Origin of the sequence: Alkalihalobacillus alcalophilus ATCC 27647 = CGMCC 1.3604 (assembly GCF_000292245.2) — a bacterium.
Classification (GTDB): Bacteria; Bacillota; Bacilli; order Bacillales; family Bacillaceae_D; genus Alkalihalobacillus; species Alkalihalobacillus alcalophilus.
Window position 1 is genome coordinate 1 of the sequence record NZ_ALPT02000049.1, and the last position, 15,241, is coordinate 15,241.

General features: G+C 36.5%; 23 protein-coding genes and 1 pseudogene. 1 reads left to right on the forward strand and 23 read right to left on the reverse strand.

Annotation, left to right across the window (positions count from 1 at the left end; all coding sequences use genetic code 11):
• Positions 1–132: 132 nt before the first annotated feature.
• From BALCAV_RS13485 to BALCAV_RS13540, 12 genes and pseudogenes are all read right to left on the reverse strand, one after another.
• Complete coding sequence (locus tag BALCAV_RS13485) at positions 133–393, reverse strand: metal-sensitive transcriptional regulator (RefSeq protein WP_004427599.1); 261 nt, start codon at positions 391–393, stop codon at positions 133–135.
• Complete coding sequence (locus BALCAV_RS13490; protein ID WP_160173419.1) at positions 380–682, reverse strand: rhodanese-like domain-containing protein; 303 nt, start codon at positions 680–682, stop codon at positions 380–382. Before BALCAV_RS13490 ends, BALCAV_RS13485 begins: the two co-directional genes overlap by 14 nt.
• Before the next feature lie 103 nt (positions 683–785).
• Positions 786–1,172 (reverse strand): rhodanese-like domain-containing protein, encoded by a 387-nt coding sequence (locus BALCAV_RS13495; protein ID WP_040324011.1) that lies wholly within the window; start codon positions 1,170–1,172, stop codon positions 786–788.
• 57 nt (positions 1,173–1,229) lie between these two features.
• Entirely contained in the window at positions 1,230–1,592 is a 363-nt protein-coding gene (locus BALCAV_RS13500) for a YidH family protein (RefSeq protein ID WP_040324012.1), read from the reverse strand.
• 75 nt (positions 1,593–1,667) lie between these two features.
• Positions 1,668–2,051 carry a DUF302 domain-containing protein gene (locus BALCAV_RS13505; RefSeq protein WP_004427608.1) on the reverse strand — a complete coding sequence of 128 codons (384 nt, stop codon included), beginning with the start codon at positions 2,049–2,051 and terminating at the stop codon, positions 1,668–1,670.
• Positions 2,052–2,165: 114 nt separating this feature from the next.
• Positions 2,166–2,732 (reverse strand): carbonic anhydrase, encoded by a 567-nt coding sequence (locus BALCAV_RS13510; protein ID WP_040324013.1) that lies wholly within the window; start codon positions 2,730–2,732, stop codon positions 2,166–2,168.
• 16 nt (positions 2,733–2,748) lie between these two features.
• Entirely contained in the window at positions 2,749–4,413 is a 1,665-nt protein-coding gene (locus BALCAV_RS13515; protein ID WP_040324014.1) for a SulP family inorganic anion transporter, read from the reverse strand.
• Positions 4,414–4,623: 210 nt separating this feature from the next.
• Positions 4,624–4,851, reverse strand: a complete 228-nt coding sequence (locus BALCAV_RS13520) for a sulfurtransferase TusA family protein (RefSeq protein WP_004427614.1) — start codon at positions 4,849–4,851, stop codon at positions 4,624–4,626.
• Between the two features lie 14 nt (positions 4,852–4,865).
• On the reverse strand, positions 4,866–6,002 hold the full coding sequence (locus tag BALCAV_RS13525) for an MBL fold metallo-hydrolase (protein WP_004427616.1): 1,137 nt from the start codon (positions 6,000–6,002) through the stop codon (positions 4,866–4,868).
• Positions 6,003–6,026: 24 nt separating this feature from the next.
• The gene (locus BALCAV_RS13530; protein ID WP_004427618.1) at positions 6,027–6,416 is read right to left on the reverse strand and encodes a DsrE/DsrF/DrsH-like family protein; all 390 of its coding nucleotides are present in this window, start codon (positions 6,414–6,416) and stop codon (positions 6,027–6,029) included.
• A gap of 18 nt (positions 6,417–6,434) precedes the next feature.
• Positions 6,435–7,006, reverse strand: a pseudogene (locus tag BALCAV_RS13535) (rhodanese-like domain-containing protein).
• Between the two features lie 22 nt (positions 7,007–7,028).
• Entirely contained in the window at positions 7,029–7,349 is a 321-nt protein-coding gene (locus BALCAV_RS13540) for a rhodanese-like domain-containing protein (protein WP_004427622.1), read from the reverse strand.
• 188 nt (positions 7,350–7,537) lie between these two features.
• Here BALCAV_RS13540 and BALCAV_RS13545 point away from each other — a divergent pair, with 188 nt between their 5' ends.
• Positions 7,538–7,930 (forward strand): YgaP family membrane protein, encoded by a 393-nt coding sequence (locus tag BALCAV_RS13545; protein ID WP_004427624.1) that lies wholly within the window; start codon positions 7,538–7,540, stop codon positions 7,928–7,930.
• 61 nt (positions 7,931–7,991) lie between these two features.
• Here the strand turns inward: BALCAV_RS13545 and BALCAV_RS13550 are convergent, their stop codons facing one another.
• The 11 genes from BALCAV_RS13550 to BALCAV_RS13600 all read right to left on the reverse strand — a co-directional run bounded on the left by BALCAV_RS13550 (position 7,992) and on the right by BALCAV_RS13600 (position 15,237).
• A complete protein-coding gene (locus BALCAV_RS13550; protein WP_040324015.1) occupies positions 7,992–8,249 on the reverse strand; it encodes a hypothetical protein in 258 nt (85 codons plus the stop codon).
• A 74-nt stretch (positions 8,250–8,323) separates the two neighbouring features.
• The gene (locus BALCAV_RS13555; RefSeq protein ID WP_040324016.1) at positions 8,324–8,638 is read right to left on the reverse strand and encodes a thioredoxin family protein; all 315 of its coding nucleotides are present in this window, start codon (positions 8,636–8,638) and stop codon (positions 8,324–8,326) included.
• Complete coding sequence (locus BALCAV_RS13560) at positions 8,635–9,729, reverse strand: sensor histidine kinase (RefSeq protein ID WP_004427628.1); 1,095 nt, start codon at positions 9,727–9,729, stop codon at positions 8,635–8,637. The genes BALCAV_RS13555 and BALCAV_RS13560 overlap by 4 nt, the downstream gene beginning before the upstream one ends.
• Positions 9,719–10,408: a response regulator transcription factor gene (locus BALCAV_RS13565; protein WP_004427631.1), complete on the reverse strand. Its 690-nt coding sequence runs from the start codon at positions 10,406–10,408 to the stop codon at positions 9,719–9,721. Before BALCAV_RS13565 ends, BALCAV_RS13560 begins: the two co-directional genes overlap by 11 nt.
• A gap of 21 nt (positions 10,409–10,429) precedes the next feature.
• Positions 10,430–10,990, reverse strand: a complete 561-nt coding sequence (locus BALCAV_RS13570; RefSeq protein WP_004427632.1) for a peroxiredoxin family protein — start codon at positions 10,988–10,990, stop codon at positions 10,430–10,432.
• Between the two features lie 17 nt (positions 10,991–11,007).
• Entirely contained in the window at positions 11,008–11,724 is a 717-nt protein-coding gene (locus tag BALCAV_RS13575) for a cytochrome c biogenesis CcdA family protein (protein ID WP_004427634.1), read from the reverse strand.
• Positions 11,708–12,370 (reverse strand): diacylglyceryl transferase, encoded by a 663-nt coding sequence (locus BALCAV_RS13580; RefSeq protein WP_004427636.1) that lies wholly within the window; start codon positions 12,368–12,370, stop codon positions 11,708–11,710. Before BALCAV_RS13580 ends, BALCAV_RS13575 begins: the two co-directional genes overlap by 17 nt.
• A gap of 552 nt (positions 12,371–12,922) precedes the next feature.
• Positions 12,923–14,218, reverse strand: a complete 1,296-nt coding sequence (locus BALCAV_RS13585; RefSeq protein ID WP_004427639.1) for an MFS transporter — start codon at positions 14,216–14,218, stop codon at positions 12,923–12,925.
• A 69-nt stretch (positions 14,219–14,287) separates the two neighbouring features.
• Positions 14,288–14,674, reverse strand: coding sequence for an MFS transporter (locus tag BALCAV_RS13590; RefSeq protein WP_040324019.1), 387 nt, complete (start codon positions 14,672–14,674; stop codon positions 14,288–14,290).
• On the reverse strand, positions 14,667–14,849 hold the full coding sequence (locus BALCAV_RS22115; protein WP_004427641.1) for an MBL fold metallo-hydrolase: 183 nt from the start codon (positions 14,847–14,849) through the stop codon (positions 14,667–14,669). The genes BALCAV_RS13590 and BALCAV_RS22115 overlap by 8 nt, the downstream gene beginning before the upstream one ends.
• A gap of 151 nt (positions 14,850–15,000) precedes the next feature.
• Positions 15,001–15,237 (reverse strand): AIR synthase-related protein, encoded by a 237-nt coding sequence (locus tag BALCAV_RS13600; RefSeq protein ID WP_040324020.1) that lies wholly within the window; start codon positions 15,235–15,237, stop codon positions 15,001–15,003.
• Positions 15,238–15,241 lie beyond the last annotated feature (4 nt).

Consider the following 15,241-nt stretch of genomic DNA (forward strand, 5'->3'; position numbering starts at 1 on the left):
GTATAAGATTAAAAAAATTTAGTCAACCTATTTTTTAGCTAACAACAACTTTCTTCAATTCACTAGGTGTGTACCTATAGGGGTATATTAACTTATTTTAATTCCCCCTGTCCACCTTTTTATATTATCTTTTTACCTGCTTTTCACTAACAAATTAACAGCTTCTTGGATGAATTTTTCTGTATCTTCCCCTTTTTCGATCTGCTCTCTGACACAGTGCTCCAAATTGGTACTAACAACAACACCAATTGTCCGGTCTAGCGCATTTCTTGCTGCAGAAAGTTGAACAACGAGATCCTTACAATCCTTTCCTTCTTCCATCATTCTTAAAATAGCTTTCACTTGCCCCTCTATGCGTTTCACTCTATTTTTCATTTGATCAGTGTATTCCATGAATTTCCCTCCTATCTCTGCAAGTCTCTTGCTTACTATATTTATTATCCTCTATATAATATCCAGCTACTTTAACACCTTTACTTTTTAAAAAACGAGCGCTTATCGTTACATCTAACATATCTGACCCAATAATACAAACAGGTTTCCCTTCAAGTTCACGTAAATTCCTTTTTATATAAGGCAAAGGAATATTATAAGAACCGTTGATAGGCTTTTTATGAGCCTGAAGATAACCTCTTACATCGAGTAAAATCGTTTTTTCATCACTGAAATTGTCTATATCCATATGCGCTAATCCAAGCACTGGTATAAATCTTCTATATAAACTATTTGATCCTATTAATAATAGCACAATTATGAAGAAGGTCATATTGTTAACCTAAGAGTAACTAATTTGTTACTTCCCCTTCCCAAGCAAGCATTCCACCTTTTACATTAACTAAATTTTGATACCCAAAATCTTCAAGTTTATTTAAGGCTTGTAGGCTTCTATTCCCGCTTCTACATATAATCACAACTGTTTTATCAGCAGGAATTAAATGAAAATTGCTTTCTAATTCACTAAGAGGAACATTAGTCATTCCTTCTATATGGGCCTCTTGAAATTCGTGAGGTTCTCGTACATCAACATAGAAAACGTCATCAGATGCATTCGTCATCATGTTGGCAAGTTGTTCTGTACTCACTTGTTCTACCCCTATTGTGGGAATTAACTTATAGCCAATAAAACCGATAATTAATACAAGCGGCAGAATATAGGAACTATATTTCTTCATTACCTTAACCCCCTTTGCTCTTTATATTTTATATATTATACCCCTAAGGGTATAAAGTCAAGGGGTGTTAACAAAAAAATAATAAATACCAAACAATACCAATATAGCGGTAATGATGAATGTCATATAGAAGATAATTTTATAGGAAGAATGAAACGTTTGGCTATTTATAGCCTTTCGATTTCGGTAATAAACAAATGTAGCAAAGAAAATGGTTAATAGCCCCAACAAAAGAGAAAATAAACTAATGAACATCGCAATTGTATTGTCTAAGAACTCATTCATTGGAGTATTAAAGTGTAGGGTCGTTGCTAAGAATCCCACTCCAATAATAGCAATGGCTGTTCTAATCCAAGCTAAATACGTTCTTTCATTTGCTAAGTGTTGTTGAATATATTTAGATTCATCGGATTGATTCATTTGGATAGACCTCCTAACTTGTAAAACAAGCTTCCTCCTACTCAGTTAGACTTTTCACAAGAGACTTTATATGCATCAAATGCTTTTATCGATAGCAGAAATCAGTCTTTTCTCGATATCCGCAGCTATTCCATTTAAATCTTCATCATTTACATACTGTATTAATGAAGTAGGTTTTGGCATTCCAATTTTCGTTTTTCCATTATCGTTATATACTACTATCTTACAAGGTAGGAAGTACCCAACCATTTTGTTTCTATCTAATACTCGTTTCGCTTCGTGGGGGTTACATACTTCTAACACTTTATATGGATCGTTAAATTCCAATCCTTTTTCTTGTAACTTTGCTTGGATATCAAATTCCCACAAGACTCCAAATTGCTCTTCCATCAAATTGGTTTTTAACTTCTCAATTGTTTCTTCCATTCCACTTACTGTATCGACAGTATAATCAAACATATTTTTCTCTCCTTTATGAGTTATTGGTACTAGTAAAAACAACGTAATACTTTTTGCAATGTTAACTTTAAAAAAGATAGACACCTTATTTAGAGAACAACCTTTAAGAACCAATTAATTCTCAAGCGGAAACACCCTTTCCAATTCCCCTGATTCGACATGAAATAAACATCCTAAAACTTCTATATCAGTCCCGTATTCCTTATAAATAGGGTGCTCCATTAATCTTTCGACTTGTTTTAAAACATTTAGCTTCGTTAATTCATCCATTGAAACTGGTTCTATCGTCGTACTCTTATCAGGTAGACTAGCGCGAACTCTTGAAATCCAACCCTTGAGCTCCTGCTCATCGTTCTCTAACCAAGCGGCTTTTACGCCTCCGCAGTCGGTATGACCTTTAATGACAATCTTTTTTACCTTTAAGTGTTTCAACGCATAATATAGACTAGCCGAAAAACTTTCATCTTCCGTTACCACTTGATTAGCAATATTTCGATGGACAAACATGTGTCCTAAAGGCATTTGCGTAATGACAGAAGGACTAACACGCGAATCACTGCAAGACAAGACAAAGAATTCTGGTGTTTGACCTTTTTTTAACTCATCAAAGAATGTTGGGTCTTGTTCTTTAATCCTTTGTATAAATTCTTCATTTTTCTTTCTTAATTCAAGTTCCTCCATCTTTACTCCTCTCCCTCTATTTGTTAATAGCTTTAAGCGCGTGCTCAACCGATAAATGCCTTAAATTTCCCCCATATTTTTTATCCCAGTTCGCTTTCTTCAGTAAATCCATCACAGGACCTTTAATTCCCGCAAAAAGAAATGCAATATCCCCTTTTCTACATGATTCCATTATTTCTTCTAATGAATGTATCGCTACAGCGTCTATGGAGTTCACACCTGAAAAATCTAAAATAATCCACTTCGTCTCAGGCTTTTCTCCTACACGCTCACATAGTTTATCTTCTAAAAAGGTCATATTCGCAAAGTATAATGAAGCATCGACACGGAAAATCATAACTTCTGGGTCTACTTTTGCTTCTGGGTAGCGTTTAATATTTCGGAACACCTTTTCTTCTTGTAAATACCCTAACTCTGCGACATGAGGATACGCACTCCGAACGATAAAAACAAGTAAGGAAAATACTACTCCAATTAATATCCCTTGCTCAATTCCAATTGTTAGCGTAGCAATAAAAGTAATTACCCACGTCCAACCGTCCACACTTTTGATTTTAAACAAATGTTTTGCTTCTTTCACATCGATTAGGCTGTATACAGCAACCATAATGATCGCAGCTAACACTGCATTAGGAAGATAGTAAAAGAAACCAGTGAAAAATAATAACGTTAGGATAATAAGAATAGCCGTAATTATTGTCGCAAGTGGTGTCTTTGCCCCAGATTGATAGTTCACAGCTGAACGGGAAAATCCTCCTGTTACAGGATATCCTGCAAAGAAAGAACCACCAATATTAGCAAGCCCTAACCCTACTAGCTCCTTATTTGGAACTACTTTATATTTTTCTTTAGCCGCTATTGCCTTTGCCATCGCAATCGATTCCATAAAACCGATAAAAGAGATGGCAAGTGCGATAGGAAGAAGTGCCATAACAGCATCTAGTGTAAATACAGGAAGCGATAATGACGGCAGACCTTTTGGTACTTCACCAACAATTTTCACTCCAGCTTGTTGCAGCTGTAAGAAGTAGATTGTACTAATGCTTAGGACGACCACCACAAGCGGACCTGGAATTTTAGGTACAAATTTTCTTAAACCAATCAATATGAGAATACTAACCAATCCAATGGTTAATGTTATTGGATTTATTTCAGAAACCCTGCTTATCGACTCAAATAAAATCTTAAATACATCTTTATCTGCTTCTAGTTTTACTCCTAGTAAATGCTTCAACTGACTTAATCCAATAATGATTGCGGCTGCTGAAGTAAAACCACTAATTACAGCATGAGATAAGAAGTTTACTAAGAAACCAAGTCTAAGCACTCCCATTAGAAACTGAATCATACCTATCATAAGCATTAAAAGTAACACTAACGAGATATATTCATCTGTTCCAGGTTCAGCAATCGTAGATACCCCTGCTAGTACTAATAATGACACCATCGCAACGGGACCAACTGCTAATTGTCTCGATGTTCCAAATAATGCATATATAAGAAGTGGAATAGTAGAAGCGTACAACCCAATAACCGGTGGTAATCCGGCTAACATTGCATATGCCATCCCTTGTGGAATAAGCATAATCGCAACGATTAACCCCGCTGACATATCTCCGCTTAAATCCGACCGTTTATAATTTGGCATCCATTCCAATGCCGGAATTAATTTTTTAAACATAAGGTTCCTTCCTCTCTTTTAATTTATTATTATACATATACCCCTACACCTATATTAGGTTTATTGAGCTAATTTGTCAATCATTTATATTTTATGTATAGATTAGACCTAAGAGGAGATACCTGTTAAAGACAACTAGAGGCATTTAACAATGTCCTTACTTTGTTTAAAATCCTACTATGAAGAGTAATCCTCATAGTAGGACGAGGGTTAAGACTTTTTAATATAAAAAGTGAACACACCATTTTCTTCTTTATCACTTAATAAATCATGACCACCCGAACTTGCCCAAGCAACAAGGTCGTTTTTAGCTCCCTTATCGGTAGCCTGTATTTCCAACACTTCTCCAGACTGTAACTCATCCATTGCCTTTTTCGTCTTCACAATCGGCATTGGGCATGCAAGACCTTTTGCATCTAAAACTTTCGTCACTTCCATCTTGTCATTCCTCCTTAACGTACTGCACAGCGATTTGGTCCAATTTCCATTTCACGTTGTGCCTCCAAATCTGGATTAATCTTACCCATATTCGTCTCTCGAATTTCCTGGTAAGCGTTTGGTTGTGGCGGTAAATTTTCTGAAACGGTTTTTCTAAACTCATTTTCATCATGGATGTTCAACCCATGATTCTCTTTATACAACTTACCTAATTCGTGAGAGATACTTCCATCTTTGTTCATTTCATTAATTCCCATGTAGTGGGCAGGTAGGACAATCAGATTATCAGCTAAGTGTTTGTAACGGTCATATAGGGTTTGTCTAAGGTCTGCCACCCAGTCTTCAGCTTTTCCAGCTAAATCAGGACGACCAATTGAATCGATAAATAAGATGTCACCAGTTAAAAGATATTGATCATCGACAATAAAGGACGTACTCCCTATCGTATGTCCAGGCGAATAAATAGCTTTGATTATCACTTTCCCAACCTTGATCTCATTTCCATCTTCGAGCTTCGTATATGAATACTTTACTTCTTCAGCATCCTTTGGTGGTAAATGATACTCAGCACCTACCTTTTCAGCTAAAGTTCGTCCACCGGAAATATGATCAGCATGAAGGTGCGTATCTAGTAGGTGAGTTAGCTTCAATTTATGTTCACTAATAAATTGTTCATAAGGTTCAATCATACGTGCTGCATCAATGATAGCTGCTTCTCCATTTGATTCAACTAAATAGGATAAACACCCCTTACCAATTCGAACAAATTGATGAATAGTACCGCCACCTGTTAAATCCCCTATTTTAATGGGCTCTAAATGTTCACTCCAAGCTTTCATTCCGCCTTCAATAGAATAAACATGATCATACCCAGCTTCTGCAATTTGTTCAGCGACAAATTCAGACGAACCTCCTTTTGCACAAATAACATAGATCGGCTGATCTTTAGGCAGTTGATCCATAATAGGATCAAGACTGTCAATTAAATCAAAGTAAGGCTTGTTAATAATATGGACGTTTTCCCCTTCAATTTTCCAATCGTCAAAATCACCTGTGTTTCTTACGTCTAAAATAAAAATTTGATCGCCATTAAGAATCTTTTTTGTTAACTCTTTAACATTGATTCCTTTAATCGCCGTTGTTGTCGTCATGGTTTCCCCTCCTATAGTTCTTTATTAAAATGTCAGGGTCACGTCAGCGTCTTTTGCATACGTCAAAAATGTCACGGCACCACCAACATCAATTCCCTCAATAAAATGTTCCTTCTCTAAACTCATGACATCCATTGTCATTTGACAAGCAATCATTTTTACACCCATTTCTGTTGCCATCGAAACAAGTTCATCAACTGGTGGGACATTGTTCTGTTTAAATCCTTCTTGGAAATGTTCTGCACCTGCAGGCATTGGAAGGTTTTTATATGCCTCTTTATGAATTAAGTTTAATCCTTCAAAAGTGAAAAATATTTCAACTTCAGCATCCGTAGCAGCGGCTGCTGTTGCGATATTAAAAACTTTGTAAGCATCAAACATTCCACCATTTGCAGCGATAATTGCAATTTTCAATGATACTCTCCCCTTTTTTTAGTGAAGTTTATTTGTTGGACCCGTCCATTCTTTCATACCAGCTACCACATTTCTCACATGATTGAATCCTTTTTCAGCAAGCTTTTGTGCTGCGAAATCACTTCTGCTACCTGTGCGACACACGACATGAATCTCATCACTTTTATCTAATTCTTCAAAACGTTCTTCAAGCTCTCCTAACGGAATATGAACAGCACCCGGAATATGCCCAAAAGTGTATTCTGCAGATTCTCTAACATCTAAAATGGTGACTTTTTCATCACCTTCGATTTTTTTAGAAAGTTCATCAAGCGTTACAACATGAGGATGTTTAGTTTCCATTTTCTCTTCTTCAGAGCTTGCTTTTCTAAGATAATGCTTTAGGGTATCTCCCTCTTCAAGTGTACCAAGGTATTGATTCCCCGTACTTGTTGCCCATGCTTTTATATCAGCGGTTGAACCTTTATCAGTCGCTTGTACTTCCATGACTTGACCAGGTTCAAGCGTATTCATTTCCTTTTTGTTTTAACAATTGGCATTGGACATGCAAGGCCTTTTGCATCTAGCGTTTTATTTACTGTTACTTCCACTTTATTCACCTCCCTAACATGATTATTTTCTATCTAAATCACCTTTCCAATCCAACATTCCACCTGCCATATTTTTCACCTTATATCCTTTGCTTTTCAGAAATTCAGCAGCTCTTCCACTTCTGGCACTGGAGCGGCAAACCAGGATATGTTCTTTGTTTTTGTCAATTTCACCAAGTCGATCCTCAAGCTCTCCAAGAGGGATATGGTGGATGCCAGGAATGGCTCCTTCTGCTACTTCTTCATGTTCACGAACGTCGATGATGCTATCCCGTTTGCCTTTATTTATTCGGTGTGAAACCTCGTTTGGTGTAATTTCTTCAATTAATGTTTTTGTTGACATATCGTATATTTCCCCCCCTAAAAGCAGATAAAAAAAAGAGTACACTGTTATCATTTCAAAAAACTACATTTTTACTTATTCAAAATTCAAAGCACTTTGTTAAATTCAGTTAGCTTACCTAAAAATCATTCCACTTTTATTCTATTCGGTGAAAATTTTTGTCAATTAAATGAAAGAGGTGCACTTACATGGGATTCCTTCCTCCAACTTCAAAAAGAGTTCAGTTTAACACTTCAGAAAAGATTAACGAAAGACTTGCATTAGAAACACAGCATAATATTGAAAAATATCGATATGAGGACAAGGAAGAAATAATGAGAAGACTCGAAGAACTTGATCAAGAATGGTATACGGAACGAGTTTTAGAAGCTTCAGCTTCATCTTTCGTTCTCCTTGGAACCTTTTTAGGTCTAACGAGTAACAAAAGGTGGCATTTACTTTCAGGAGTAGTTGGTTATTTTTTACTCCAACACTCTTTACAATGTTGGTGTCCTCCATTACCTCTAATAAGGGGGCTGGGTATTAGAACTGCTAATGAGATTAATGAAGAACGCAATGCTTTACAAACTCTTTTACACTAAATAATTAGGCAAAAAAGACCTCAAACAACAAAGTTTAAGGTCTTTTACGATGAATTAAGTACTATAAGTTTTTATAATCTTTTAAAACCAATTCAACTTTTTCGATACCAAATGAGTGTAACGTATGTTGTAGACACCTTTTCATCTTGTATGCGTTAACTTCTGAAATTAATTCTTCTTCGTGGTTAATAATAACTCGTGATAAATTTTCCTCAAACTCAACTAATTCTAAAGTGGCGCTATCTGGAAACGGGTTAATAAATGGTTGAAAATCAGCTTTTAATAACAAATTAATTGCTGTAATACGAGGCGTTTTCACTGCTGTTAGATTAGTAAACTCTATGTCTACCGCTTCAAGTGCGTCACCATTGAGTAAATAGATAGTGTAAGATTCTACACTCTTCTCTCGTTTGGCTCCACCACTTGGTAAGGTTGTATGGTTTTTTTAGTTTTAAGGAGTTGTATTACCTCGTCTGTTTCCTTAAATTCCTCAATCCGATAAACTTCTTTTCCATTTTTATCTCGAAACAACGTAGTAGGATTATTATTTATCCCTGCCTCATTCGTTACCTCAGGTTCTTGATCAATAAACACAATCGAAAATGTTAGCTCAGGTAATAAGGTAGTAACCTCTCCCAAAACATGCCGCATCGTTCTACCTAAGGGACAAGCTGACATCGTAAATAAAGTGAAGCTAGTTATTTTCATGCATCCTCCTCCTGCTCTGTCGGTAACGTAAACCAAAAGGTATGAACATTTTGACTCGTTTTCAGGCCCACTTCTCCGTTATGACCTTTAATAATTTCTTTGACGATCGATAGTCCTAACCCAGCCCCTCCTAAACTACGATTCCGCGAAAGGTCAATTCGATAGAAACGTTCAAAAAGTTGTCTCTGATCTTCAACTGGAATAGGCAGCCCTTCATTTTCCACTTGAACTTGGTAGCCTTTTTCACTCATAAAACCTTTAATCTCCATCCATCCCCCCTTATCATATTTGAGGACGTTTTCAATTAGATTGGTTAAGACCTGTTTCAATCCCTTTTTCTCAGCGTGTAACTGTTTATCTTCTACGCTAACCTTGATTTGGATCGATTGTTTCTGAAGTTCTAAGCGAAAAATTTCAACTTGGCTTTCAATGAGATGACGAATAGATAAGCACTCATAATTTACAGAGCTGCCATATTCATTTTTCCAAACATTAAGTTGTTGCAATTGTTCAACAAGACTTGTAAGCCTCTTCGACTCTTCGAAAAGAGAATCGTATAGCTCTTGATTTCCATTTATTACTCCCGATCTTAACGCCTCTAAATAGCCATTGATATTGGTTAAAGGAGTTCTTAACTCATGAGCAACATCTTGGGTCATTTTCTCACGAGATTCCTCTACTTTTTTTATTTTCCTTATCATCTCATTAAAGTGCCTTGATAATTGCCCGATTTCATCAGAATTTTTGTTATAAATAATCACTGGATCGTTCCCTTTTGCAATCTCTCTTGTCACCTCCGTTAATGTACTTAGTGGGTATAATAATGAACGAATGAAATAAAAATGAACGACCGCAGCAATGAAGATGGAGAGAATAACAGCGTAAACCAGGTAAGAATCCAATTGATTTGTAAAACCCAACCTTTGTTCAGCTGAAAGAGAATTTTCTTGTTCTATTAAATAGCAAGCAAAATCTTTTACAGATACACCAACAATCCAAATGACCAGTCCGACAACGATGCTATTTATCACCGTTAGCTTCAACATAAGGTTTATTTTTGTCATTCTTTTTACGATTTGTTTAAAAGGCAACAAACTGATACCCCATGCCCCGAACTGTTTTAATACAATCTGGAGCGTCTACTTGCTCTAGTTTTTCCCTAAGATTTCGGATATGGACATCAATTGTCCGATTCGTAATATCTTTCTCAACATTTGGATAAAGTTCCTCGATCATCTGTTCTCTTGATAAGATTTGATTCGGGTGCTTCATGAACATGTATAGTAATTTGCTTTCATTATTTGTTAAAAAAAGTTTCGTTCCATTAAAATTCACTTCTCCCTTTAAAGGCTTCACTGTGATCCCTTGAAAACTAATTTTATTACAACGATTCTCTGTTCGACGCAGCACCGTTTCGACGCGAGCAACAAGTTCATTGGGACTAAATGGCTTTGTTATATAGTCATCTGCCCCCATTCTGAGTCCATTAATCCGATCCTTTTCTTCCACCTTGGCTGTAACCATGATAATCGGACTATCACTTTTCTTCTCTGTCCTAATCCATTTACAAACCTCTTCTCCACTGACTTCAGGAAGCATTAAATCAATGATCGTAAAACACGGATCGTACCGCTCAAACATGTCTATGCCTTGTTTGCCGTCTCCCGCCTCCCACACATCATAACCTTCTTTTTCAAGATAGATCTTAATTAATTGTCTTATTTTATGATCATCTTCTACAATTAAAATAGATTTGCCCTTAGTGTTCACTCCGAACCTCCACATCTCGTATTAATTAATATTGTTTATCATTGTCTCCATCATTTCATAAGACATGGGCCCAATTACTTTATTTTGAACTAACCCCTCAGTATCAATGACATAAGTTGTTGGTATAGAGTAAGCTTGGTACATCGCTCCAATATCACCATCGACATCTAATACAACTGGAAATGTCAATTGAAATTCCTCATACACAAAAGGCCTTACCGCATCTTTATTTCGCTCTTGAGTTGTTAAATTAACTGCCAATATTGTAACTCCATCATTCTTATGCTTCTCATAGTAGTCTTGCATATGGGGCATTTCAGCTCGACATGGTGGGCACCAAGTTGCCCATAAGTTTAGGATTACTTTTTCCCCTCTAAAGTCTGATAACTTCAATGGCTCTCCTTCTAATGTTTCTAATTCAAAGTCCGGTGCCAAATTTCCTTGGTTTAATCCTACTTCAACATCTACTACAGTCGTTTCACTATTCGGTTCATTCCCACTTTCTCCACGTAAATCCATTAAACCCCATCCTATTAGCCCAACTAAAAGGAGGATCACAATCAAATTCTTTTGTTTTTTCATCTTTTATTTTCCTTTCCTTAACCAAAATAGGTGAAAGTTGCAAGCCAAGCACTAATCCTTTGAAATTGACCTGTAAATAGAAGCAAACCTAAGCTGATTAAAATCCAACCATTAACTACACTCAATTTAGGTAAGATTGAATTAATATTCCTTACAACTTTCAATGAATAGGTCACAAGTATTGATACCATTAAAAATGGTATCCCCAATCCTAATGAGTACACTGACAATAAAATCACACCACTACTTACTGTTTCGTGCGAGGCTGCTAATAATAAAATAGAGGATAAAACAACACCTACACATGGACTCCATCCAAATGCAAAAGCCATTCCAATTAAAAAGGAAGGTCCTGCACCTGCCCTTTTAGATTGCATATGTATTCTTTTTTCCCTCATAAGGAATTTGAGTTGTAAAAGGCCTACCATTTGAAGTCCAAAGATGATAATAAGGAGTCCGCTTATTTTTTCAACAATGTTTCTATTTTCCATAAACATTTGACCTATGAAACTTGCGGATACTCCTAAAAGGACGAAGATGATACTAAATCCCAAAATAAAGCTTATTGATCTAGTAAATACTAGTTTCTTATTTACATTGACCTTATCAGAGACTGTAGAACCTGTTAACGTAGAAATGTAAGCAGGAAGTAATGGAAATACACATGGTGATAAGAAAGAAAGCAGTCCTGCAGTAAAGGCTACTAAAATGGATAAATTATCGATTTTTCTCACCTCTTTTCCTTTTCTGCACGATTAGTATAAGTAGAGCTAACAGGATAAAGCCAATTTGGAGATTTGTGAACCCAAGAATAACTGGTTTTATATGAGTCAAATAACCTAAAAAGATTTGACCTAGACTATAAATTAATAGGCTGTTGGATAATCCTTTTCCAAGATCAATTTCTTTATTCTTCAACATGACAACTATCAGCCACCCAGCTAAAAAAATTTGACCAGAGTAGTAAATATAATTTGTATGGAATAAATAAATAAAATAAGTTGCGCTCCCTGCAAGCCAACCACTGAAAGTAAGATTCACATACGTTACTATTCCTACGCTCTGCTTAGTAGATTGAAAGTAAATATAAATGAAGCCCATTAGAATTCCTAACAACATTCCTTTTTGACCACCATCAAAATAAAGAATCCCCAGTGGATAGGCAAAAGCATGAACCGGATTGAATAATACATAACTTAGTTTCCAAACTATAAATCCATAAAGTAACGCATTAAATATAGTATCTAATAATGGTTTCTTGTCTAAATTTAATCGACTTAAACGAATGTTCATTGCTAGATAGGCTACTACTAGTGCACCTCCAATAAAGATCCATTTGATAGGCAAACGTATCGAACCAATAATTAAAAACTCCTCCATAATGCTCCTCCTTTATCTTCAGTTATACTTTGTGAATATTAAGAAACGTTTAAGAAAATAAAAAAGTGCATTTTCACATGCACTTCTCCATGACTCTTTAGATAAATAAAGAACCCTCCATAATTAACAATATATCCTAAAAAATTGAGAGTACAGTACCCATAATACTATAGATAATAAATATAGCTCCTACCAGGAACCAAAGATAAACAGCTGGTCATATTGGAGGCGATACTTTAACCTTTTTACCATCTGTTGTCCCTTTATTCATTCCTCACTGGTTAGTTGAACAACTTTTTTCTTCATTCTTCATAAGATGCACCACTCCCTCTACTAAATAATACCCTAATAGGTACAGTTTATACCTATTAGGGTATGTGATCAACTAAATTTTAATTGTTTCACATATTTGATGAATTAAAAAGCCGATTTCTACGTTAGGCGTACTTTACGTTGAAAGTAGTTAGATTCCCAATTCCTGGATCTAATTTTAATAGTGACTTTTAAATCACTGCTAACCGTTAGCTGATGTAGGTTAATCTGAATCAATTCTCAAACATCAGACTCTTCTCTTCTTTTTCCCTTCCTTCTAGACCAAATCACCACAGGAATCAGTAGTAAAGACAATCCGCCTCCAGCTAGTGACAATATTGTATAGCTCATATTAGCTACAATCATTCCAGACATAGCTCCACCAGAAGCACCTGCTAATGCGATGAAAACATCCACTGTCCCTTGAGTCTTAGCACGTTGTGATGCAGCAGTCGAATCAACAATCTGAGCTGTTCCACTTATTAAACCAAAGTTCCACCCTACCCCTAGTAAGGAAAGAGCTATGATTAAGACAAGAATAGAATCACTTGGCGCAAATGCTGCCAACAAACCTGCTAATAGAAGCGTGAATCCAGCAGCTATCGCCATCGCAGTTCGACCAATCTTATCCACAAGTACACCTGTAACCAATGAAGGAAGATACATCGACCCAATATGGATACCAATAACAAGACCAATTGCGCCAAGTCCATGACCATGATGGGTCATATGAATAGGTGTCATCGTCATAATAGCAATCATGACCATTTGTGATAGAATCATAACTGTTGCCCCGACCGCAATACCTCTTTTATTTTCGTCTAAATCAGTTTCTTTCAAAGTCAAAGTCTCATCATTTGGCTCTTGCTTATAGACTTCCATTTTTCTCACTAATAAAAACGGATCAGGGCGAAGCATGAGGAAAATAATGAATCCAGCTAAGAGAAAGGCAACTCCCGATAATAGGAAAGGACCAGCAAGTGCTGGGATCCCAATAGCAGTAGCAAAAACCCCCATGACACCAACTAAATTGGGCCCCGCAAATGCACCAAATGTGACCGAAACCATCGCAATACTTATAGCTGTTGCACGCTGGTTTTTCTCTGCTAAGTCAGTACCTGCATATCGAGCTTGTAAATTGGTCGCTGTACCCGCACCATAAATTAGCAAGAATACAAATAAAAGAAAAATACTATTCACTATAGCAGCAATGACAACTCCCATAGCCCCTAGTCCTCCGACGACAAAACCTGTAGTTAGACCGATACGACGACCATATCGTTGAGAAAGCCTTCCGACTGCAAAAGCAGCTCCAGCTGAACCCACCGTAAATAATGCAGCTGGCATTCCTGCAAATGCATCAGTGCCCATCATCTCTTGTGCAAGAAGTGCACCCACAGTAATACCAGCTGCTAACCCAGCACCGCCAAAGATTTGAGAAATACTCACAATGAGCAACGTCTGTTTGTAGAGCATTCGTTGTTTCACCGGAGAATCTATATAACTTTTGATTAATTCATCGTCTCTACTAGACATTATATACACCTTCTTCTCATATGAACGATTTCTCCACTCTGTTTTTATATCTTAGTTAAGACTAGCTAGTTAAGATTTACTAGGTTGTTTTAACGTTTCAGACATACGAAAATACAAATTAATACCAGCAATTAAAGGGAAAATTGCAACAAGGCCTATTGCCCAATTAATATTCAACATATCTGTAAGTAGACCCGCAAAAAGTGCTCCGAATGCATACCCGCTATCTCGCCAGAAACGATAGACACCCATCGAAGAAGCTCTCCATGTTGGATGAGCAACATCACCAAGAGCTGCTTGTAAAGTAGGGTATACCATTGCTGTTCCTACCCCTAATAACACTGCACCAATCGTCCACCACCAGAATGCCGTACCAATTAAGATCCACCAAATTGCAATTGCTTGTGTGATCATTCCGTATACAATCAAACCTCTTCGACCAATTCGGTCACTCAATGCTCCGGGTATCAAAAATATAGGAAATCTCCATACCAAGCCTTTTTGATTCTTCAATATAAAAGTCTACATCTTCTAGTAGAGGGTCTACAATTGCCCCAGTAGATTGACCACCACATCCGAAAAAGTATGAAGCAGCAATCGGCTCACTGTGTAGATACTGTCTAAAAATCATTAAAATAACCTCCTAAAATTAATCTTTCATATTTAAACTTAGTATAAATCCATTTCAGTAATAGGTGAAATGCATTATTATTATATTAGTTATGCATTATGCGTATAATAATTAGTTAAAATAAAAAAAGCAACTGACTCTGCAGCTGCTTTTAAAAGGTATTCTTTGTAATAATAGGAACTTCATCTTTTTCTAATACCTTACCGATGACATAACCACTTTCACCTTGATCAGATAACTTTGTAAGAAACGCATCCACTTGGCTTTGTGGCACAATAATCAGTAAGCCACCGGAGGTTTGAGGATCATATAGAAGCTGCTCTTCTTCTGTTGTAATGACATTTTTGTTTCGGACTCTGCTTCTATAAGAAGAAATGTTATTATACATTCCT